General features: G+C 33.8%; 18 protein-coding genes. 7 read left to right on the top strand and 11 right to left on the bottom strand.

Going from position 1 to position 20,877, the window contains the following annotated elements; all coding sequences use genetic code 11:
- Positions 1-39: 39 nt before the first annotated feature.
- From K5782_RS07355 to K5782_RS07335, 5 genes are read right to left on the bottom strand one after another with little or no spacing between them, the layout of a single operon-like run.
- Complete coding sequence (locus K5782_RS07355) at positions 40-1,212, bottom strand: hypothetical protein (RefSeq protein ID WP_297465369.1); 1,173 nt, start codon at positions 1,210-1,212, stop codon at positions 40-42.
- Between the two features lie 50 nt (positions 1,213-1,262).
- Complete coding sequence (locus K5782_RS07350; RefSeq protein WP_297465368.1) at positions 1,263-1,493, bottom strand: LSM domain-containing protein; 231 nt, start codon at positions 1,491-1,493, stop codon at positions 1,263-1,265.
- Between the two features lie 24 nt (positions 1,494-1,517).
- Positions 1,518-5,309, bottom strand: coding sequence for a DNA-directed RNA polymerase subunit A' (locus K5782_RS07345; RefSeq protein ID WP_297465366.1), 3,792 nt, complete (start codon positions 5,307-5,309; stop codon positions 1,518-1,520).
- Entirely contained in the window at positions 5,309-8,656 is a 3,348-nt protein-coding gene (locus tag K5782_RS07340) for a DNA-directed RNA polymerase subunit B (RefSeq protein ID WP_007549735.1), read from the bottom strand. Before K5782_RS07340 ends, K5782_RS07345 begins: the two co-directional genes overlap by 1 nt.
- Positions 8,656-8,907 carry a DNA-directed RNA polymerase subunit H gene (locus tag K5782_RS07335; RefSeq protein ID WP_007549733.1) on the bottom strand — a complete coding sequence of 84 codons (252 nt, stop codon included), beginning with the start codon at positions 8,905-8,907 and terminating at the stop codon, positions 8,656-8,658. The genes K5782_RS07340 and K5782_RS07335 overlap by 1 nt, the downstream gene beginning before the upstream one ends.
- A 179-nt stretch (positions 8,908-9,086) precedes the next feature.
- On the opposite strand from K5782_RS07335, the gene K5782_RS07330 reads away from it, so the two are divergent.
- From K5782_RS07330 to K5782_RS07315, 4 genes are all read left to right on the top strand, one after another.
- Entirely contained in the window at positions 9,087-9,902 is an 816-nt protein-coding gene (locus K5782_RS07330; RefSeq protein WP_297465362.1) for a PEFG-CTERM sorting domain-containing protein, read from the top strand.
- A 106-nt stretch (positions 9,903-10,008) separates the two neighbouring features.
- Positions 10,009-10,851 carry a PEFG-CTERM sorting domain-containing protein gene (locus tag K5782_RS07325; RefSeq protein WP_297465359.1) on the top strand — a complete coding sequence of 281 codons (843 nt, stop codon included), beginning with the start codon at positions 10,009-10,011 and terminating at the stop codon, positions 10,849-10,851.
- A 63-nt stretch (positions 10,852-10,914) separates the two neighbouring features.
- Positions 10,915-11,766 carry a PEFG-CTERM sorting domain-containing protein gene (locus K5782_RS07320; RefSeq protein ID WP_297465357.1) on the top strand — a complete coding sequence of 284 codons (852 nt, stop codon included), beginning with the start codon at positions 10,915-10,917 and terminating at the stop codon, positions 11,764-11,766.
- 71 nt (positions 11,767-11,837) lie between these two features.
- Positions 11,838-12,635, top strand: a complete 798-nt coding sequence (locus tag K5782_RS07315) for a PEFG-CTERM sorting domain-containing protein (protein WP_297465356.1) — start codon at positions 11,838-11,840, stop codon at positions 12,633-12,635.
- Positions 12,636-12,642: 7 nt separating this feature from the next.
- Here the strand turns inward: K5782_RS07315 and K5782_RS07310 are convergent, their stop codons facing one another.
- The 3 genes from K5782_RS07310 to larC are packed head-to-tail and all read right to left on the bottom strand — an operon-like array spanning position 12,643 to position 15,819.
- A complete protein-coding gene (locus K5782_RS07310; protein ID WP_297465354.1) occupies positions 12,643-13,800 on the bottom strand; it encodes a cysteine desulfurase family protein in 1,158 nt (385 codons plus the stop codon).
- Complete coding sequence (gene larE / locus K5782_RS07305) at positions 13,797-14,594, bottom strand: ATP-dependent sacrificial sulfur transferase LarE (RefSeq protein WP_297465636.1); 798 nt, start codon at positions 14,592-14,594, stop codon at positions 13,797-13,799. The genes K5782_RS07310 and larE overlap by 4 nt, the downstream gene beginning before the upstream one ends.
- Positions 14,587-15,819, bottom strand: a complete 1,233-nt coding sequence (larC, locus tag K5782_RS07300) for a nickel pincer cofactor biosynthesis protein LarC (RefSeq protein ID WP_297465352.1) — start codon at positions 15,817-15,819, stop codon at positions 14,587-14,589. The genes larE and larC overlap by 8 nt, the downstream gene beginning before the upstream one ends.
- 185 nt (positions 15,820-16,004) lie before the next feature.
- On the opposite strand from larC, the gene K5782_RS07295 reads away from it, so the two are divergent.
- From K5782_RS07295 to K5782_RS07285, 3 genes are all read left to right on the top strand, one after another.
- On the top strand, positions 16,005-16,919 hold the full coding sequence (locus K5782_RS07295; RefSeq protein ID WP_297465350.1) for a malate dehydrogenase: 915 nt from the start codon (positions 16,005-16,007) through the stop codon (positions 16,917-16,919).
- Positions 16,920-16,952: 33 nt separating this feature from the next.
- Positions 16,953-17,744, top strand: coding sequence for a nickel pincer cofactor biosynthesis protein LarB (larB, locus tag K5782_RS07290; protein WP_297465348.1), 792 nt, complete (start codon positions 16,953-16,955; stop codon positions 17,742-17,744).
- Positions 17,745-17,817: 73 nt separating this feature from the next.
- Positions 17,818-19,395, top strand: coding sequence for a radical SAM protein (locus tag K5782_RS07285; RefSeq protein WP_297465347.1), 1,578 nt, complete (start codon positions 17,818-17,820; stop codon positions 19,393-19,395).
- On the opposite strand, the gene K5782_RS07280 is transcribed toward K5782_RS07285, so the two are convergent.
- From K5782_RS07280 to K5782_RS07270, 3 genes are all read right to left on the bottom strand, one after another.
- On the bottom strand, positions 19,390-19,713 hold the full coding sequence (locus tag K5782_RS07280; RefSeq protein WP_297465346.1) for a hypothetical protein: 324 nt from the start codon (positions 19,711-19,713) through the stop codon (positions 19,390-19,392). The two genes, K5782_RS07285 and K5782_RS07280, sit on opposite strands and share 6 nt — an antisense overlap.
- 79 nt (positions 19,714-19,792) lie before the next feature.
- Complete coding sequence (locus K5782_RS07275; protein WP_297465345.1) at positions 19,793-19,951, bottom strand: hypothetical protein; 159 nt, start codon at positions 19,949-19,951, stop codon at positions 19,793-19,795.
- 119 nt (positions 19,952-20,070) lie between these two features.
- The coding region (locus tag K5782_RS07270) for a thrombospondin type 3 repeat-containing protein (RefSeq protein ID WP_297465344.1) at positions 20,071-20,877 on the bottom strand (807 nt) is incomplete at its 5' end.

The following is a 20,877-nucleotide window of genomic DNA, read 5'->3' as shown; positions in this document are numbered from 1 at the left end:
ATTTTGTATTTATTGATTAAGTAGAAATCATACTATTACTTAATTAACAAAAACGGATGTTGATAATGAAGGAGATAGCGGAGCTGCGTTAGTCAACGAGTTCCATGTGTATGTCTCAATAGAATAATTTCCAGTTTGTTGGGGAATCCATGATTGGGAAATATCTAAATTTTGATTTGCAGATATTTCTCCTTGTATCCAAGATAAAGATACTACAAAATTATTCTCATCTTTTACCTGAAAGAGATAAACAAATTTTTGTTTATAATTTTGTGGATTTATTATCTTTCCAACGATCTGAATTTGATCATTAGCCGATACTGTAGAGATTTGATTGCCCATACTATCTGAAAATATAATCGGCATACTTTGCAATGCCAAAGAAGAAGTACCAATTATTGCAGATGTGCTCATTGCAAGATTATCAGATATGGAATAAGGTTTTGGAAGGGTATAATCATCATACTTTGCAAAAATTGTATCTCCAGGTAATGCATAAAGTCTATTTCCACTTGAAGATAGATTTTGGGTAAATGATATTGTTGAAGAAAAAATACCTGATCTTTCAGATGTTTCTACAGCACTCACCTCTATACCTGACACGTCAGAATTTGAAGAAATCTTTATCGGAATATGATCTAGTGATTCAGGATTCAGATTAAGATCAGGATCAATTACATGTACTGTTGCAGTTTGATTAGATAGATAATTTTCTTTAGAGAATTGAATTGATCCAATATTCCACTGTATTGGAACAGATTTAGTAAGAACAACTCCATTTGCAAATTCAAATGTTATAGTTAATGCAGAGTCTCGATCAGATTCTAAAAATCCACTTGTTGGCCCATTTCCCATAGTTCTAGGAGTTGTATCAAAATCACCATCACCGTCAGCATCATGGGAAAATCCTGTAAGAATTATTTCAGCGGCAAACTTTCCAGAATTCACATCAGTTTCAGTAAATTTGTATGGAGATAGCGAATGACCTCTTGTAGAAATTTTGATAGGATGATCATCATCACCTATTGAATCAATCAGGTATCTATCTGTGTTCCAGCTTGGTGCATGAATAGTCATTTGGACTTTATCAGTCCAAGTGTATACTGTTTTGTCAGTAAAGATTGGAGCGTATGGATTGTTATAGTCAGGTATTTGTTCAGCATATACTGGTAATAGAAAAAATAAAAAAACTATAGAAAACAATAGAAGCATAATAGAATATAATTTGAATTTAATATTTAAGAATGAACTGTATTTTTGAGCTAAGATTCTTCATCTGGTAGTGATACTGCCAAAATATTATCTCCACGTAAAAGTATCTTTCCGAGTTTTACAGTTTTTCCATCGGAGATATCTTCAGCATCATCTAATGTCAAATTCATATGAACATCAAAGTCTTGCAAATTTCCCCTAACAGATTTGTTGTTTCTTAATCGCAATAAAATGACTTTATCCTTGTTATTGCTCATTAAATTAGAAATTTCATCGCCCATCTTAATCACTATTTTTTATTATCCTCATTTCTTCTTACTTACTTGCATGTAAAGGTCTACGGTTCCACTTCCAATTGGAATCATACTACCAACGATTACGTTTTCAGTAATACCCTTGAGTTGTTCAACTTCACCAGCTAATGCAGCATGTGCAATTGTTGGAACTGTAATTTCAAATGCGGCTCTTGCAAGAACACTATCTTTAGTACCAGCAATTCCATGTCTACCAATTTGTTGCATGTATCCTCTTGAGCACATTAAATCAGATACTAACATGATATACCTATTATCTACTTCCAGACCTTGATCTTCCAGAGTATTTTTCAGCTCATTTATCAGAGCATTTCTAGATGCCTCTATTCCTAATGTACCAGCAATTTCAAACACATTGTTTGTTCTAACGTTTTTCTTATCTATTCCTTGAACTTCAAGGACTTTGGCAATGTTTGAACCAGTTGTTTGAATTACCCACTCATCGTCTTTTTGAACTAGAGTTACACGTTCAATATCTGGGACTCCCTTTACAGTAGTATTGAGTATTTTGTTTCTAATTGCAATAACAGTTGGAGCATCAGATTCATCGACTAGTTTTAGAGTTATTAGGTCCCCAGTTGTTTCTATTTTGAATTTTTTGTTTGATTGTAATGCTGCCTCTACTTCACTAACAGTACATCCTCTTTCTTTGAGTCTGTTTGCACTAAGAATTAATTTAATTTGAGATGTGTAATCAGTTTCACTGTCAGAGATTAATGCACTTACTTTAGTTTGCAAAACATTTCTTGCTATATCGATTGCTTTTTCTCTTGATTTTTTAGATTCATTATCAAGATAAATATCCATAGTTGGTGTGACAGGTTTCTTTCTTGCATCAACAAGTTCAATTAATCTTGGAAGACCTAAAGTTACGTTTCTTTCTGCAATTCCTGCAAAGTGGAATGTTCTTAGAGTCATCTGAGTACCAGGTTCACCAATGGATTGTGCAGTGATAATTCCTACTGCTTGTCCTGGTTCAACTTTGGCTTTGTTGTATAATGATAGACCTTTCTTACAAACAATTTCTGCACCTTCCTTACTTAATTTTGAATCAAGTAATCCTTCAGATACAAGTTCCTTTAATCTAGGATTGAATGTCTTTGTGTATTTCTTTGTTAATTCAGTAATTTCTTCTTTTGTTGCCTTCTTTCCAGAATCAACAATGATTTGTGATTCGATTAATCTATTAACATTGAATGCTTCACCATGATCACTTTTTGCAACATCTATTCCATCTTCACCATAAAGGAATTGAATGATGTGACCGTGTGGATCTCTTACAGTTCCATCATATTCTAATCTAATGTGCTCTAACGCGTTGATAAGTCTACGCTGCATGTATCCACTTTGTTGTGTTCTAACTGCAGTATCTACAAGACCTTCTCTACCTCCCATTGCATGGAAGAAGAATTCAAGTGCAGAAAGTCCTTCTCTGTAATTTGATTTAACAAAACCATGTGCGTCAGGATTTTTATCATGTTCTTGATAGTGCGGTAATGCACGATTATTGTAACCAGCATGTAATCTACTTCCTCTTCTTGATTGTTGTCCTAATGCACCTGCCATCTGACCGATGTTAAGTGCTGAACCTCTTGCACCAGTTGTAGCCATAATTCTTCCAGCATTACTTTGATCAAGGGATTGATCTGCAGTCATACCAGCTTTGTCTCTTGCTTTTCCTAACTCATTTACAATGTATGCTTCTAGTGCTTCCTCAGGTCTCATTCCTCTAGTAAGCTTTAGAGTTCCTTTTTCATATTGAGAAGTAAGATCAGATATGATACCATATGTTTCCTGAATGTCATCAAGAATCTGCTGTTTCTCTTTTTCAGGTACTTCAAGATCTGCGTAACCATAGCTAAATCCATAGTGAGTAATGTATTGTTTTACCATAATTAGGATAGAATTCAAAAAGTTCTTTGCCTTTGTGTTACCATAGTCTTTTGCAATTCTATGCAACACACTTTCTGGTTCTTCTGCACCAATTGAAGATTTATCAATTACGCCACTAAGTAATTCACCGTTTTTAATTACAACATCCTTTTGTGCGCCTTTTGTTCCTTTGGACCACTTTGATGTAATGACATAGTTGAAATCTTTTGGTAAGAATAATGAGAATAATTGTTTACCAGTATACATCAAACCGTCTTTAGTTTTTGTTGCAGGTTTTGGAAGTTTATCTGTATATCCACCAAGCATTGCGTAATTGTAAAATTCTTGTGGAGTCAAAATAGTATCATCTTTAGTCAAAAGATAAGCACCAGTAACAAAATCTCTTAGAGCTCCAATAATTGGACCACCATATCTTGGTGAAATTAATTGATCTTGAACTCTCATTAAGAGAATTGCTTCTGCTCTTGCTTCTTCACTTTGAGGAACGTGAAGATTCATCTCATCACCATCAAAATCTGCGTTGTATGGAGGACAAACAGATGGATGTAATCTGAAAGTTTTTCCTGGTAATACTCTCACATAGTGAGCCATAATTGACATTTGGTGAAGAGAAGGCTGTCTGTTAAACAAGACAATATCACCATTAGCAAGATGTCTTTCTACAAGATAACCAATTTCTAATGTTTCAGCTATTGTAGAACGATCTTCAACAAAATCTAATCTAATTTTAACACCATCTGGTCTCACGATATAGTTAACACCCGGGAATTTGTTTGGTCCATTTATTACAAGTGTTCTCATTCTTTCAATATTCCATTCAGTAACAATTTCAGGAATTGTTAATTTCATTGCAACTTGTTCAGGAACTCCTACTTCAGACAAATCTAAGTTAGGGTCAGGTGAGATTACAGTTCTACTAGAGAAATCTACTCTCTTTCCAGAAAGTGAACCTCTGAATCTTCCTTCTTTTCCTTTTAATCTTTGAGTTAATGTTTTTAGTGGACGCCCTGAACGATGATGAGCTTGTGGGATGCCAGATACTTCATTATCAAAATATGTGGTTGTATGATATTGTAACAAGTCTACTAAATCTTGAACAATTAAAGGAGGTGTTCCTGCTTCTTTACTTTCTTTTAGTCTTTGATTAACTCTGATAATATCTACCATCTTGTGTGTTAAGTCATCTTCAGAACGAATTCCAGTTTCAAGAATAATTGATGGTCTTACAGTTACGGGTGGAACAGGTAGTGCTTGTAAAATAAACCATTCAGGTCTTGCAGTCACAGGATCATACGATAATAAGTTAAGATCATCATCAATAATTTGAGTGAATCTTTCCCTAATTGTAATTGGTAATAATCTGTGTTCACCAATCTCTGTTTTTTCAACAAAGATAGTAGGTTTTGTAAAGATTAGCTCGTATTGTGTTTTACCACAATGAGGACATTCTTTTGCTTTTTTTGCTTTTTCAATAATTTGCTCTGGAATACGTTTTTCAGAAATTACAGTATAAGCAGCATGTTTTTCTTTGATTTTTCTAAATTCTTCTAAATCTTCTTGTGGGACCTTGAGTCTTGCACAAGAACGACAAGTTGATTGTAATAGCTTGTAAATATTATCAATAAATGCAATATGCAAAACAGGTTCTGCAAGTTCAATATGACCAAAGTGACCAGGGCATCTAGCAGCAGTATTTCCACATGTTAGACATTTCTGTCCAGGTTCAAGTGTACCAAGTCTACCATCCATAAGGCCTCCTTGTACAGGCATTCCATCTTCATCATATGTTTCAGGAGCTGTAATTTCAGCTACAGAATATTTTCTAATTTCAGTTGGAGACCAAACTGAAAATCTAATTGCATCAATTGTTTTAATTGCTTGAATCGACATTATACTTTCTCCTTAATGAGTAATCTTGGGGCCACATTCAAACTTTGCATTTCTTGTAACAAAAGTTTGAATGCATATGCAACAGATACTGATGAAACTTTAGCTTTATCACCACAAACTCTGCAGATGTATTTTCTTTGTTTAACATCATGATATGCAACTAATCCACATCTCTCACAGACAAAAATATCAGATTTATCAGATTCATCAAGCAATCTATCTTTAAGAATCATTGACGCTCCATATGCAATCAAGCAATCTCTTTCCATCTCACCAAATCTCAGACCACCGCCTCTTGCTCTTCCTTCAGTTGGTTGTTTAGTTAACATCTGAACTTGTCCACGTGCTCTTGCATGAATCTTATCAGCAACCATGTGGTGTAGTTTTTGATAATATACTACTCCAATGAAAACATCAACTGGAAATGATTTACCAGTTCTTCCATCATACATTGTTTCTTTACCAGAGTATTTGAATCCAGCAGCATCCATTACAGGTTTAACTTCATCCATTTTTTCTCCTACAAATGCAGAGCCATCAAATTGACTTCCTCTTAGTGCTGCAGCCTTACCACAAATTGATTCCATGAACATTCCTACAGTCATTCTTGATGGGAATGCGTGTGGATTAATCAAAACATCTGGAGAAATTCCATCAGCAGTATATGGCAAATCTTCAGCTTTTGCTAAAATTCCCAAAACACCTTTTTGTCCATGTCTTGATGCAAATTTGTCACCAATTTCAGGAATTCTCATATCTCTAACTCTAATCTTGTACATCTTTCCACCTTCGTTAGATTGTGTCATTACAACAGTATCAACTACGCCAGTTTCAGATGGTCTGACACCAATTGAGGTATCTCGTCTGTAGGGTCCAGATGATTCAAATTCTCTATATTCTTCCATGAATCTTGGTGGACTTGTTTTTCCAATTAAAATATCGCCACCATGAACTGGAGATTCAGATGCAACAACTCCATCTTCTTCTAATAATCGATAAGCTTTTTCACCTTTGTAACCACGAATGTTATCTTCAGCGTTTGGAATTTCAAAAGCATCACGCATTCCACCAGGATATTGTTTTGCTTCTGCATCATAAATTCTAAAGAAGAATGTTCTTCCAAGACCTCTGTCAACGGATGATCTACTTAGTACAATTGCGTCTTCAATATTATAACCGTCAAATGGCAAAACTGCTACAACACAGTTTTGTCCAGCTGGTCTATCTTCTAATCCCAATAATTTCATTGCTTTAGTATTAACAATTGGTGTTTGTGGATACAACATCAAATGTTGTCTGACATAAGTACTGGTATTCATCATTGGAGTTGAAAATCCTAAACTTTGTTTTGCCATTGCAGATTCGTATGTATTTCTTGGAGATTGGTTATGTTCTGGATATGGGATTATCGAAGCACCTGCACCAAGAATTGCTGGTGGAAATACTTCAAGATGAGTATGTTTCTTTGAATCTTTTTCATCTAATGTAATATAGCAATTTTCTTCTTCATTGGCATCAATCATTTCTAAGACTCCCATTCGCAACAGGTCAGTCCATGAAAGAAGTTTCTTTGAGATTTTATCCAATAGATCTTGTGTGAGCAATGGCTTGTTATCTTTGATAATTATCAAAGGACGTAAAACACGTCCAGCATTGCAATTAACATAAAGTCGTTTTGTAGAACCTTCAATGGCAGATTGATGAAATGATATTCCAACATGAGGATGAATTTTTGAATTTCTTCTTAATTCTCTTAGCGATTCTGCTAATTCAGCACCATCTTTGTAATAACCAATTAATCTACCATCAACAAATATTCTAGCTCCATCTTTTTTCACATCTTCTTTTGCATCAAAGAAGTGAATTGTTCCAAGATCATATAATTTCTCAACAATTTCTTCGGATGGAACATTTACAGATATAATTCCAGAAAGTGCCAAGTTCTTTACCAGACCACAGTTAGAACCTTCAGGAGTTTCACTAGGACAGATTCTTCCAAAGTGTGTAGCGTGTAAATCTCTTGCCTCAAAGTTTGGTTGAGTTCTACTAAGTGGAGATTGAATTCTTCTAAGATGACTAATAGTTGAAAGGTAGTTTGTTCTATCCAGTAATTGAGTTACACCAACACGTCCTCTGCCCCAGTTTCCGGTTGCAATTGCATTGTTTAATTTATCTGTGATGATACCTGGACGAATTGCTGCAGCTACTGCATTAATACCTCTTTTTTGACCAGATCTTTCTAATTGATATTTCATGTCTCGAACCAAATTTCTAAATGCAGTTCTAAACAGATCAGCTAACATTTGTCCTGCAAATTTGATTACTTTATTTCCATAGTGATCTTTGTCATCTGGTGAGATCCATCCGAGCTTAAGTTCTAATAATTTACATGCAGCTTCGCCAAGAAATTGTGCTTTTTCTTTTCTATTCTCAGGATGTTTACCTAAGTGTGGCAATAATCCCCAATCTAAAAGAGTCTCTGCTCGTTTGATTTGGAATTCTTCTAACATTCCAGGAGCGATTCTTTTACTGATGTAAACAATTGCATCTTTTGCTGTTGGAACATCACCTGCTTTTTCAAATGAACCTTCTAATTCATTTTGAATTTCATCAACAAGTGAAACAGCAGCTGCAATCTCTCTATCAGATTCTAATCCAAGTGCTCTAGTTAATGTAACAACAGGAATGTCAACAGGAGAACCTGGAATTCTAGCTACAATCAAACCATCATTTTTCATTACCAATTCTAGTTTTGCACGATAACCAACAATTGAAGAATAAACTTTAGCTTTGAAAACGGTATTTCCACCAACACTTTCTCTGTCAACGATTATTTTGTTGTATGAAAGATCTTCTAATCCTACAATAACTCTTTCAGAACCATTGATAATAAAATAACCTCCAGGATCATTTGGATCCTCACCATGTTCAACTAATTTTTGTGTTGAAAAATTATGTAAAATGCAAGCATTTGATTTTGCCATTACAGGTACATCGCCAATATGGACAAATCTAGATTCTAAGATTTTTCCATCTTCAACAACACTTGCTTCCATCATTACTGGTGCAGAGTATGAAACATTTCTTAGTCTAGCTTCTGCTGGAGTGATATGAGTGATAGAACCGTCAAGCTCCATCATTCTTGGTTGTTGTAGTTTGACTTTACCTAATTGTATTTTGTAGGGATATTCAGCATTTTCAATTTCAATTTGCCCTACTTCGTTGATAATACTTTGAAGACCTCTTTCTAAAAATTCATCAAAAGAGTTGAGATGTTGACGTGCAATACCTTCACGTTTCAAGATATCTTGAATTATTGGCCAACGCTTAACTGAAGGATCTGCCATTAAACTTCCACCACGTATCTATAGTAAAGGCTCTCACCAGCAGTAGGGCTCTTTCTTGTGATTTTTATCATATCGCCTGGTTTTACACCAAGTCCCAATATGGCAGGATCGTTTACAAAAATCAATGGTAATTCTGTTGGTTTACAATTATATTTTTTTAGGACATCTTCAGCTTCTTGTTTTGAAATAATTTCATGTTTTGGCACATAAATATGGTCAGGCACTAAAACCTGATTTTTCTTAGTTGCCATCTACAAAACCTCCATGACGAACATTAAATGTAACAGCAAACAATACACACAAACTGAAAAAAAGTCACGCTCAGGTTAATATATATCTAATCTGAAATTCGGCAAAAATCAGTCTTTTTTCTTTTTAGTCAATAATATTTTTCACAACCTTAAATAGGATAAATTCGAGCGTAAAATTGATGAATACTCATCTATCGGTGTTAGCCTTATCTGCAATTATTATTGCAAGTATTGGAATAGCACCAGCATTTGGACAAATAGTAAATCCAATCTCGGTCACTACAGACAAAACATCATACGAAGATGGTGATATAGTCTTAGTAACTGGAGAAGTAAGAGAACTTCTTTCTGGAACTCCTATTAGTCTCATAGTAACAGCACCCAACGGAAATAGAGTAATACTTGATCAATTGGATGTTGGTTTAGACAAAAAATACAGTACTGAATTTACTGTAGGTGGACCACTAATGAGATCAGGGGGAACTTATACAATTGAAGTAACTTATGGAAGCCAAACTCGTACAGCTGAAACCACATTCTCATTTGCAGGTTCATCCGATAGCGGACCAAAAGAAACCAAAATGGCAGTAGAAGGTACTGAATTTATGGTCAGTTACAAGATAACTGGTGGTAAACTAATCAGCATCACTCCAGATGTAGAAGCAAACTCCTTGATAATTGCAATAACCGCAAGTCAAGACGGTTCACTTGTCATTACATTGCCTAGAGCTTTGATTGATGCAAAGATGGGTGATCAAGATGATACATTCTTTGTCTTAGTAGACGGAGAAGAAGTAGACTTTGAGGAAACAACAACTTCTACAGATAGAACATTGACAATTCTATTCCCAGCAGGTGCTGAGGAAATCGAGATAATTGGTACTACCGTAGTCCCAGAATTTGGTACAATCGCAGTGATGATTCTAGCAGTAGCAATTATATCAATAATTGCAGTATCTGCAAAGTCAAAACTAAGCATTATGCCAAGATACTAAATTCATCTTTTTTTCTCTTTTTAAGATCTTATGATCGACCCTAGAAATAATACAGAATCATTTTTAAAAATGTATATAAATACCAAGTAACCGTTTTCAATTTAGAATGAATTTTAAAAGTTCAGCAACATCAATGACATTAATCGTAATGGTTTTGTCAATAATTTCAATAACTTCAATTCAACAAGATGCATTTGCTCAAACTACAGGAATGTCAATTTCAGCTATAGCATCAGAAGGTTCTGACACAATATCAATTAATGGACATACAAAATCATCTGTTACTGATATTACATTTACAGTAATTTCTCCTAGTCTAAATGTAGTCAGCATTGGTCAATTAACACCTGACAAAAATGGTGATTTTGCTATAGAATTTAAAGTTCCAATGTGGAAGGAGAATGGATTCTATACAATAAAAGCTGAACAAAGCCCACATGGAAGTTCGTTGTATAAAATGTCACTTCGTGTAGAAGTCATAAATGGTATGACCTCAGAAACAAATGTTAGTCAATCTACTTTAGAAAAAGGATTTGTTGAACCAACCCCAACAGTAAGAAAAACATTGGTGATTAAAGAAGCAAATTCAATGGCAGGATCCAACATAATCAAAATTAGTGGCATTACAGATAGCGCTAATTCAATTACATTGAAAGTAATAGCACCAAATGGAAATGTGATTGTGGTAGATCAATTTGCACCAAATCTAAATGCAAATGGGCACTTCACTAAAGAGATCATAACAGGAGGTGCATTATGGAAACAAGATGGCAATTATACTATTGTAGCTCAACAAGGCAATGATAAATCTTCAATTGAAGTAGGAATAGAAAACGGTCTTGTAATCCCAGAATTTGGTGCGATCGCAGTGATGATTCTAGCAGTAGCAATTATATCAATAATTGCAGTATCTGCAAAGTCAAAACTAAGCATTATGCCAAGATACTAAATTTACAACTTTTTTCATTTTTTAAATATACATAAATAGAGACAAATTCATTTTGCAAATAAGATGAACAACCGTACGTCGTTCGCGCTATTAGCCGTTTTGACTGCAGTCGGTACTTTAACCATATCATCAGCATATGCTCAAGCATGTGTAGGTTGTTACGAACCAGATGCTGGAAGAAAAGCAGCACAACAAATGTTGTTGATGGATATGCCTGTGTCTGTTTGGACAGATAATACAGATTATTCGCATGGTGATAAAATTACAGTACACGGTAAAGTAGCAAATGTTTCTGGAATGCCAATAACAGTTACTGTTGTGAATCCATTAAATTCTGTCGTTACAATTGCTCAGATAAATCCTGAGAGTGACGGTAGTTTTAAGACGATTCTCAATACAGATGGTGAATTATGGAAACACGATGGTACATACACCATTAAAGTCAACTATGGAAGTGCTTCAAAAAGCAATAAAGCACTTGTTGAATTAAGTGGTGCAACTTCAGGTAGCTCAAACAATTGTGCCTCTTCAGAGATTTATCTAAAAGGCAATTATTGTGTACCATACACTATTACTGGTGGAGTGGTAACAGGTGCAAGCATCAATTCTAATGATAATGCAATTATCATAAGAATTAACGCAAGTGAAGATGGAACACTCACATTAAACCCAGACAAATCAATTCTTGATGGTATCTTCATGGTACTTGTAGATGGAGAAGAATGGGATGATGTAGAAATCAGTGGCAATCAAGTCACAATCAACTTCTTAGCAGGTGCTCAAAAAATTGAAGTGATAGGTACCTTTGTAATCCCAGAATTTGGCACAATTGCAGTGATGATTCTAGCAGTAGCAATTATATCAATAATTGCAGTATCTGCAAAGTCAAAACTAAGCATTATGCCAAGATACTAAATTCACAACTTTTTTCATTTTTTCATTTTAGGATAGTAAAGGAAATATACAATCGTACAACAATAATTTTTGTGAAAACTAAAATTATTTTTGTATTTTTAATTTTAGGAATGATTATCACACTACCAGTTTTTGCTCAGTCCTTAATCACAATAAAAACAAATTCTAATTCATATAAAGAAGGAGATACAGTAGTAATTTCAGGTAACGTAAGTACCATCATAGTAGGCACCCCTATCACATTACAAATTTTCAATCAAGGTAATTTAGTAGATGTTGCACAATTCAATGTAGCAGAAGACGGAAGTTATTCATATACAATCATTGCAGAGGGCCCATATTGGGTTAAATCGGGAGAATACACTGTAAGAGCGTCATTTGGTGAAGGTAATGTTGCAGAAACTCAATTCAATTTTTCACCAAAATCAGATGTAACTGCAACTGACATATTTGAAGTGGATGCTGGCAGTTATGGCACATTTGACGTGAATTATTCTATAAATGGCGGTACCGTAAAAAATATGCTCATAGACAAAGACATCTTTGCATTAATAGTAATAATAGAATCTGAAAATGATGGATCTATTACTTTAGAAATGCCAAGAGATGCATTTGATGCAAAAAAACAAGATCAAACAGATGACACATTCATAATAATAATAGATGGTATAGAAGTACCGTATCAAGAAACTGTAACAAATACAAACTCAAGAATAATTACAATTAATTTTGAAGAAGGTGATTCAGATATCGAAATAATAGGTACTACAATAATTCCAGAATTTGGTACAATTGCAGTGATGATTCTAGCAATAGGAATCATAACAACAATAATGGTTACAAAAAATAGATTTCAGATTCCTATTTAGGATTTAATCAAAAAGAGTATTTTTCTTTAAATGGTGAAACAGAACGTAACTCAGTAGTTACTTTTTTCAAGATATTTACTGTTTCATCTATTTGTTGTTCGTTGTTAAATACACCCAAAGAAAGTCTTAATGAACCAGTAATTTGTTCATGTGAAAAACCCATCGCTTGTAAAACATGAGATGCTTTTTGGGTGTGAACTGAACATGCAGAACCAGTAGACGCGGCTATGCCATACTCATCTAGTTTTATAATCAAGTCTTCACCTGCAACACCAAGAAAAGTAAAATGCGCATTATTTGGTAAACGATTTTCAATGTCACCATTAAGTGTAACATATGGAATCTCATTGATGATTTTTGCAATAAGGATGTCACGAAGTTTTTTCATGTAGGAGATATTCTCAACAAGATGGAGCTTAGCAATCTCACATGCTCTTCCAAACCCTACAATATTTGCCACATTTTCGGTTCCTGAGCGTAAACCATGTTCTTGACCTCCACCTAAAATTAGGGGATCTAAATCAATTCCATGTCGGATGTATAATGCACCCACACCTTTAGGTCCATTAATTTTATGAGATGAGATAGAAAGTAAATCTATACCTAATTGCTTTACATCAATTAGAGTTTTTCCTACAGCCTGAACAGCATCAGTATGAAATAGAATTTTTTGTTCATTACACAGTTGAGCAATTTTTGCAATTGGTTCAATCGTTCCTATTTCATTATTAGCAAACATTATTGAAACAAGACATACATCGTCTGAAAGAGAATTTTTTAGTGTACCTAGATTTACAACACCGTGATTGTCAACAGGCAAATAAAGAACATCAAATCCACTTTTGACTAATTTTTTACATGGTTCTAATATTGCGTCGTGTTCAATTGAAGAAGTAATTATTTTAGAAGAAGGTTTTTTTGATGCAATTCCCCAAAGTGCCATATTATTAGATTCAGTGCCACCAGATGTAAGGAAAATTTCTGATGGGTCTGCATTAATCAAGGATGCGATTTGTTTTCTAGCTTTTTCTATAGCTTTATGAGCCAATCTACCATATCGATGTATTGATGAAGGATTACCATATTGTTCTTTAAGATAAGGTAGCATTGCATCTAAAACATCGTCATGAATTTGTGTGGATGCTGCATTGTCAAGATATATCAATCTGCAATCACATTAATTTTTCCAGGTCTATATCCATCAGGATCTACTTTAACGGATTGAAATCCTATCAACGTTAATTTTTTAGTAATTTCTTCCAAAGCATCACCTTGAAGAAGAAATATTTTATCTTTCTCCACTTCGATTTTTGCAATACCATTTAGATCTCGTACTCTAACTTGTCTTACATTTGTAATTTGTTTAACAAATGTTTCACCTAATTCAATTCTAATTAATTTTTCATTTGTTACTCTCTGGCCCCAAGGAATTCGTGAGGCTAAACAAGAATTTGATGGTTTATCATATACGGACAATCCTACAAGTTTTGCAGTTATTCGAATTTCATTTTTGGTAAAATTGGTTTCTACTAAAGGACTTCTAATGCCATTGTTTTTTAAGGCTTCAATTCCTGGACGATATTCTCCTAAATCATCTAAGTTAGTCCCATCAACAATTAATTCAACATCATGTTTTTTGGCAAGATTAACCAAATGATCACCTAATTCCAATCTACAATGAAAACAACGATCCGAAGAATTCTTTACAAATTCTTCATTTTGGAGCTCATCGTAGTCTAAAAGAATTTGCTGGATTCCTATTTCTGAACAAATCTGTTTGGCGGTTTCTAGTTCTTCTTTTGACAAGGTTTTGTAGTCTGCAGTAACTGCAATTGCAGATGCACCTAATTTTTGAAATGCAGCATAAGCGACAAGCGCACTATCTACACCACCAGAAAGAGCTATCATTACCTTTTTCTTTGTTCCAAACCAATCAATAAGATTATCAAGTTTAGTCATAATTAACATTTAATTTCATAATCTCTTTTCTAATCAATGATTCTGTTTCCTTTATTGATTTGTTTAAGGTATTTGAGATCAATTTTAAATCATCAAATTCAATTTTAAAATCATTTTTTCCTTTAAAAGATGAAACCTTGTATTTTACTAAAAATTCATTATTATCAAAAATTAGTTTAATATTATGAATTTTTCTTGGCACAATAAAACGATCTGAAGTACTTACACGAATTCCCAAAGTTCCAGTTTCAATTACTAGAAGTTCCATAATTTCATGAAGTGATGAATCATCACATATGACAGATATGAGATTTGTGGGTCTTCCTTTTTTAGTAATACCATTGTAAATGGAAACATCTCTAGCACCTTTATTCATAATTTTTTCAATTAAATTTCCCATGATTTCTCCAGAGACGTCATCAACATTAGTTTCTAAAATTTTAACAGAATCCAATTGAAAGTTATTTTTTTGAATACCTTTTACAATCTTTAAAACATTAGAAAATTCATCAAATTCTTTTTTTCCTGCACCATATCCAACAGAGATTATTTCCATTGAAGGATAGAAATCCATTGATGTTTTTGCTAGATGTACAAGAATGCTAGCACCAGTAGGAGTAGTTAATTCATCTTTTACTTGGCCACCATGAATTGAGAATTTAGAATTTTTCAAGATTTGAATAATTGCACTTGCAGGGTTTGACATGGTTCCATGAGAAAATGTCACAGTTCCTCCACCTACAGCAATTGGCATGCAAATAATATCTTCATCAAATAACGCTAAATCATCCATAGCTATTGCAGTTCCAACAATATCTATCAAAGTATCAATACTAGATGCTTCGTGAAAATGAACTGATTCAAAAGGAAGTCCATGAATTTTAGATTCAGATGAAATTAATGTATCAATGCATGATTCTGCAAAAAATTTTGCTTTGTTAGAAAGACCAATCTCATTTGCAGAATCCATAATTGCTTTTTTAATTTCAGTACCTTTTCTTTCATGAACGTGTTCATCAATTTCTAAAAATAATGAAGTGGATTCTATTCCATGTTTATCTATTTTTTTAAAATCAATTTGTTTGATAGTTGAATTTGAAAGAAATTTTTCAGATTGTTTAAGCCCATTGATAATTTTGGTTTTATTTGCACCTAAATCCACTAAAGAACAGAGAATCATATCTCCAGATATGCCTGCTATTTGAGGATCAATAACAATAACCATAGATTAAAAATTATCAAAAATGCATATAAATTCTGTCTAAATAGATAAAAAATTTCCATTTCTAGAAAAACTAGAATTTACAACCCCCGAAACTTACCATCTAGAATTTTTAACGAGTAACCTCCACTTTCTTACCAGAGCTAAATTTCATTAGATTTAATTATTGAAAATTTTCTGCTCCTTTTATGATTACAATAATTGGTTCAGGAAAAGTTGGTGGAGATGCAGCGCTATTCTCAGCATTAAAGCGATTAGATGATCAAATACTTTTACTCGACGTGGCAGAAGGATTACCGCAAGGAGAGGCAATGGATATCAATCACATGTTGTCAGAACAAGGAATAGATGTAGAAGTAAAAGGATCAAATAATTTTGAAGATATGAAAGGTTCTAAGATAGTAGTCGTTGTTGCTGGTTCTGGAAGAAAACCAGGAATGACAAGAATGGATCTTTTAAAAATTAATGCAACTATTGTAAAAAGTGTCGTAGAAAATATCAAAAAATATGCAAATGACTCCATGATAATTCCCGTGACAAACCCACTTGATCCAATGGCATACATTACTTACAAGGTATCAGGATTTGATAGAAGCAGAGTTTTTGGAATGGGAGGAATGCTAGATTTATCGAGATTCAGACAATTTATTCATGAAGCTACAGGATATTCACGTGATTCTATTAGAGCACTTGTAATTGGAGAACATGGTGAAAATATGTTACCATTGCCAAGATTTTCATCGGTTTCTGGAATTCCACTTTCTTCGTTTCTACCAAAACAAAAACTAGATGAACTTGTACAAAATACAAAACAGGTTGCAGCTAAGGTAATTGAGTTAAAAGGCGCAACTGTCCATGCACCCGGTAATGCAATCTCGGCGATGATTGAATCTGTTGTTAGAGATAGAAAACAAGTGATACCAGTTGCAACATATCTTGATGGGGAATATGGGCATTCAGATGTCACAATAGGTGTTCCTGCGGTAATTGGCAAGAAAGGTGTTGAAAAAATAATTGAACTTGACCTAAATGCTGAAGAAAAACAATCATTTGATGCAGGGATACAAAATGTTAAAAGTGCAATTTCAGGCATACAGATCTAAGCATTTTTTTATTCAAACATAGATGAAACATTATTGGAAATTCATGAAATTTTAAAATCATTGGAAAAAGGAAAAATTTCATTAGATAAAGCAAAAAAACTATTATCACTATATTCAATTGAGGAAATAGAAGGTATTGCCAAAATTGATATTAATAGAAGAAAGCGTAAAGGAATACCAGAAGTAATTTTTGCAGAAAGTAAAAAAATAGATGAAATTGAAAAAATTATTCAAAAAACATTAGAGAAAACTAATTCAGTGGTAGTTTCAAGAATCAAAAAAGAAGATTATTCAAAAATTTTAGCATTTGCAAAAAAATTAAAAATAAAAATTAAAACTGGAAAAAATTCATCAACTATAGTACTTTTTAAAAAACAAATTAAATCCAAAGGCGGAAAAGTAGGCATATTGGCAGCTGGAACATCAGATATAGGAGTTGCTGAAGAAGCTAGATTAATGTGTGAAGCAATGAATTGTAAATGCATTACGAGCTATGATGTCGGGGTTGCTGGAATTCAAAGAATATTTCCAATTTTAAAAGAAATGGTAAATGAAGAAGTTGATTGCATTATTGTAGTTGCAGGAATGGAAGGAGCATTAGCCACTCTAGTTTCATCAATGGTAGATATTCCAGTAATAGGAATACCAACTTCCGTTGGATATGGATATGGTGGAAAAGGCATAGCTGCGCTGGCTTCAATGTTACAAAGTTGTTCGTTAGGATTATCAGTGGTCAATATAGACAACGGTATTGCGGCTGGTGCAATATCTGCAAATATAGCAAATAGAGTAATACAAAAATCAGTACAAAGCAACACTAATTGAGAGGTTATAGAAAATTATTAGCAAATTTACCTCGTAAATGATATATACCATACTAGAACGAATCTTGTTAATATTGGCTGGAAAACGAATTGTTCTAACTGCTGATCGTAGTTTAATGACAAATTATAGAGGAAATTTTCTTTATGGATTTATTGCCTGTGGACCATATGAAGTCCTTCCAGAATGGGTGTTTGACAAAGTTTTCTGTCCTCCAGTTGAAACAGATCCAATTACAGGAGAATCAAAAGTTGCTCAAGTTGGATTAAGAAGAGTGGAAAGTGCATTACTTCAAGGATACAAACGCGATGAAGTTTTTATTGCAAATCCAGAGATGTTAGAAAAATCAATTGGACCAGATACCAAAGTAGTTGGAATCAATGTGATGGATCCTTTGGGAATGGCACCAGTTACAACAACAATGTCACCTGAAAAATTATCTTATGTTGCTATGAAATTCAAAAAAATGTGTGCAAATATTATTCAATTAAAAAAGAAATACGATTTTCATGTGGTAGTTGGTGGAAACGGTGCATGGGAACTTGCAAAATCGGATAGAATGCAAATTCACGGAATAGATACTGTAGTCGTAGGGGAAGCTGATGAATTAGCTTTGGATTTATTTCATGATTTAGAAAAAGGCGATGCACCAGAATTAATGCATTGTTTTGTAAAAAATATACAAAATATTCCAGTTATTGAAGGGCCAACAATAAATTCACTCATTGAAGCAATGAGAGGATGCGGTAGAGGGTGTGATTTTTGTGATGTAAATAAAAGATCAAAGAAAGATTTACCATTAGAAAGATTACAGTATGAAGCAAAGATCAATTTAGATTACGGATTTGATTCAGTATGGCTCCATTCTGATGAGATGTTACTTTATGGATGCGATAATAGAGACTTTATTCCAAATAGAGATGCCATAACAGAACTTTGGAAAGGACTAAAAGGATTGGGAGCCAATTTTATAGGAACTACACATATGACTTTTTCAGCAGTTGCTGCAGATCCAGAGCTAATGCGACAAATTTCAAGGATTAACAAACAAGATGAAACCGGTAGATGGCTTGCAACAAATTTGGGAATTGAGACAGTTGCACCAAACATGGTAAAAAAACATCTAGGTGTGAAAACAAGACCATTTGCTCCTGAAGAATGGGGTAGTGTGGTAAGAGAAGGAGCAAAAATTTTGAATGACAATCATTGGTTCCCAGCTGCGACAATTATCATAGGATGGCCAGATGAAACACCAGACGATGTACAATACACTATTGATATGATGAGTGACTTTAGAGAAATGAATTTCAGAGGACTAGTTGCACCATTACTTTATCAAGACTTTAGTGAAAAGAACTCAATGCATTTTGGAAATTTGAATGAGGCCCAGTTTACATTATTTTGGAAATGTTGGGAAAACAATCTTCGTGTAATTAATGACATCATTCCAATTATTCTTAGAAATAAGACATATGGTCCACCAATGAAAGTATTCATGTATGGAATTCTAAAAGCAGGTACATGGGCAATAATGAGATATCTAAGAGGATTATGTAAAGATCTATTCAATGGAAGAACTCCAGACGAAATTATTGATAAATATGCCAGAAGTAGATCTGTGACGGCTCCAAAAATTCAAACGAAAAAATTATAGATTTTTAACTGCTTCATCTGCGATAGTATTTCTTTTGGGGGTTAAAGAAATAAAGTAATTTTTATCTGCCCTTTCAATTGCATTTACTTTTTTGAAAGATTTTGAATTAATATCAAATTCATAAATGCCTGTTTCAAGAGCACCTTTAGCATAAATCATAAGATATGAATCACCGCTTGAAGGACTAAGTGGAATAAATGCCATGATAAATCCTTTATAGGAATTAATAGGCATAGTATTTTTCATGGGTGGTGCAGCAGCTGCCATATACAAGAAAATATCCTCAATTGAATCAAATTCCTCATATTCTATATGCATAAACATTTAGAGTTTGTTTGAATATAATAACTTAGAGTAATAGTTAAGAAAATTATAGAAAAATGTTTTGATTGAGAATTTAATATGATTTTTTCTTGTTTTTTTTATTTTTAATAATTTTAACACATACAGATACAGACAGTACTATTACAGCAGTAACAAATGCTATTTGTCCAATTTCAATAGAGTATAAAGAAAAATTAGATAATCCTTCAGATAACAATAATTCAAACCTCATTAAAATTCCAGAAAGAACCACTTTTGAATGATTCTTTCTGGATTGTTGGCGTGCAAACCAATTATTATCATAAAAATAATTTTTGGCATTAAATGTTTGGTTTAATTACAAACTTGGAATTAAGAGGATTTTCTTAATTTTGCAGCTCCAATTGCACCTACAGCAGTAATAACAGAAGCTATTACAGCAGTCCATTGCAATAGAGAGTTATCATCCTCAGATTCAGAAATTGGAGTGGAATCAGTTGTTGGAATGATATCAGGACAGCCATCTAAATCCTGAAAGCCATTAACAGTTTCAGATTGGGTTGGACAAGAATCAATAGAATCTGGAATGCCATCACCATCAGTGTCAGTTGGTTGGGCTACATCTGGACAACCATCTGAATCCTGAAAGCCATTAACAGTTTCAGATTGGGTTGGACATTGATCAAGTGTATCAATGATCAAATCACCGTCAGTATCAATTACAGGTGAATTATCTGGACAACCGTCTGAATCTTCAAATCCGTTAAATGTTTCAGGAGAACGCGGACAAAGATCTGCAGAATTGATAATTCCATCTTTATCAGAGTCTTGAAGTGTAGCTACATCTGGACAACCATCTGAATCTTCAATCCCGTTAAATGTTTCAGCTTGAGTAGGACATTGATCTATTTTATCATCAATTCCATCATTATCAGTATCTTTAGGTGCTGTTACATCTGGACAACCATCTGAATCTTCAATCCCGTTAAATGTTTCAGCTTGAGTAGGACATTGATCTATTTTATCATCAATTCCATCATTATCAGTATCTTTTGGAGGAACTACATCTGGACAACCATCTGAATCTTCAAATCCGTTTATCGTTTCATCTTGTGTAGGACAAGAATCTGAAGAATCTGGAATGCCATCACCATCAGTGTCAGTTGGAGGAACTACATC

This window comes from Nitrosarchaeum sp., assembly GCF_025699065.1.
Classification (GTDB): domain Archaea; phylum Thermoproteota; class Nitrososphaeria; order Nitrososphaerales; family Nitrosopumilaceae; genus Nitrosarchaeum.
This window is presented reverse-complemented; position numbering and strand designations above follow the sequence as displayed.

Excerpts from the sequence above, each read along its gene's own strand:
- larE (WP_297465636.1), bottom strand. The coding sequence starts at position 14,594 with ATGACTAAACTTGATAATCTTATTGATTGGTTTGGAACAAAGAAAAAG.
- K5782_RS07330 (WP_297465362.1), top strand. The coding sequence starts at position 9,087 with ATGAATACTCATCTATCGGTGTTAGCCTTATCTGCAATTATTATTGCA.
- K5782_RS07340 (WP_007549735.1), bottom strand. The coding sequence starts at position 8,656 with ATGGCAGATCCTTCAGTTAAGCGTTGGCCAATAATTCAAGATATCTTG.
- K5782_RS07355 (WP_297465369.1), bottom strand. The coding sequence starts at position 1,212 with ATGCTTCTATTGTTTTCTATAGTTTTTTTATTTTTTCTATTACCAGTA.
- K5782_RS07325 (WP_297465359.1), top strand. The coding sequence starts at position 10,009 with ATGAATTTTAAAAGTTCAGCAACATCAATGACATTAATCGTAATGGTT.
- K5782_RS07275 (WP_297465345.1), bottom strand. The coding sequence starts at position 19,951 with ATGAGGTTTGAATTATTGTTATCTGAAGGATTATCTAATTTTTCTTTA.
- K5782_RS07335 (WP_007549733.1), bottom strand. The coding sequence starts at position 8,907 with ATGGCAACTAAGAAAAATCAGGTTTTAGTGCCTGACCATATTTATGTG.
- K5782_RS07350 (WP_297465368.1), bottom strand. The coding sequence starts at position 1,493 with ATGGGCGATGAAATTTCTAATTTAATGAGCAATAACAAGGATAAAGTC.
- K5782_RS07295 (WP_297465350.1), top strand. The coding sequence starts at position 16,005 with ATGATTACAATAATTGGTTCAGGAAAAGTTGGTGGAGATGCAGCGCTA.
- larC (WP_297465352.1), bottom strand. The coding sequence starts at position 15,819 with ATGGTTATTGTTATTGATCCTCAAATAGCAGGCATATCTGGAGATATG.
- K5782_RS07320 (WP_297465357.1), top strand. The coding sequence starts at position 10,915 with ATGAACAACCGTACGTCGTTCGCGCTATTAGCCGTTTTGACTGCAGTC.
- K5782_RS07345 (WP_297465366.1), bottom strand. The coding sequence starts at position 5,309 with ATGTCGATTCAAGCAATTAAAACAATTGATGCAATTAGATTTTCAGTT.
- K5782_RS07280 (WP_297465346.1), bottom strand. The coding sequence starts at position 19,713 with ATGCATATAGAATATGAGGAATTTGATTCAATTGAGGATATTTTCTTG.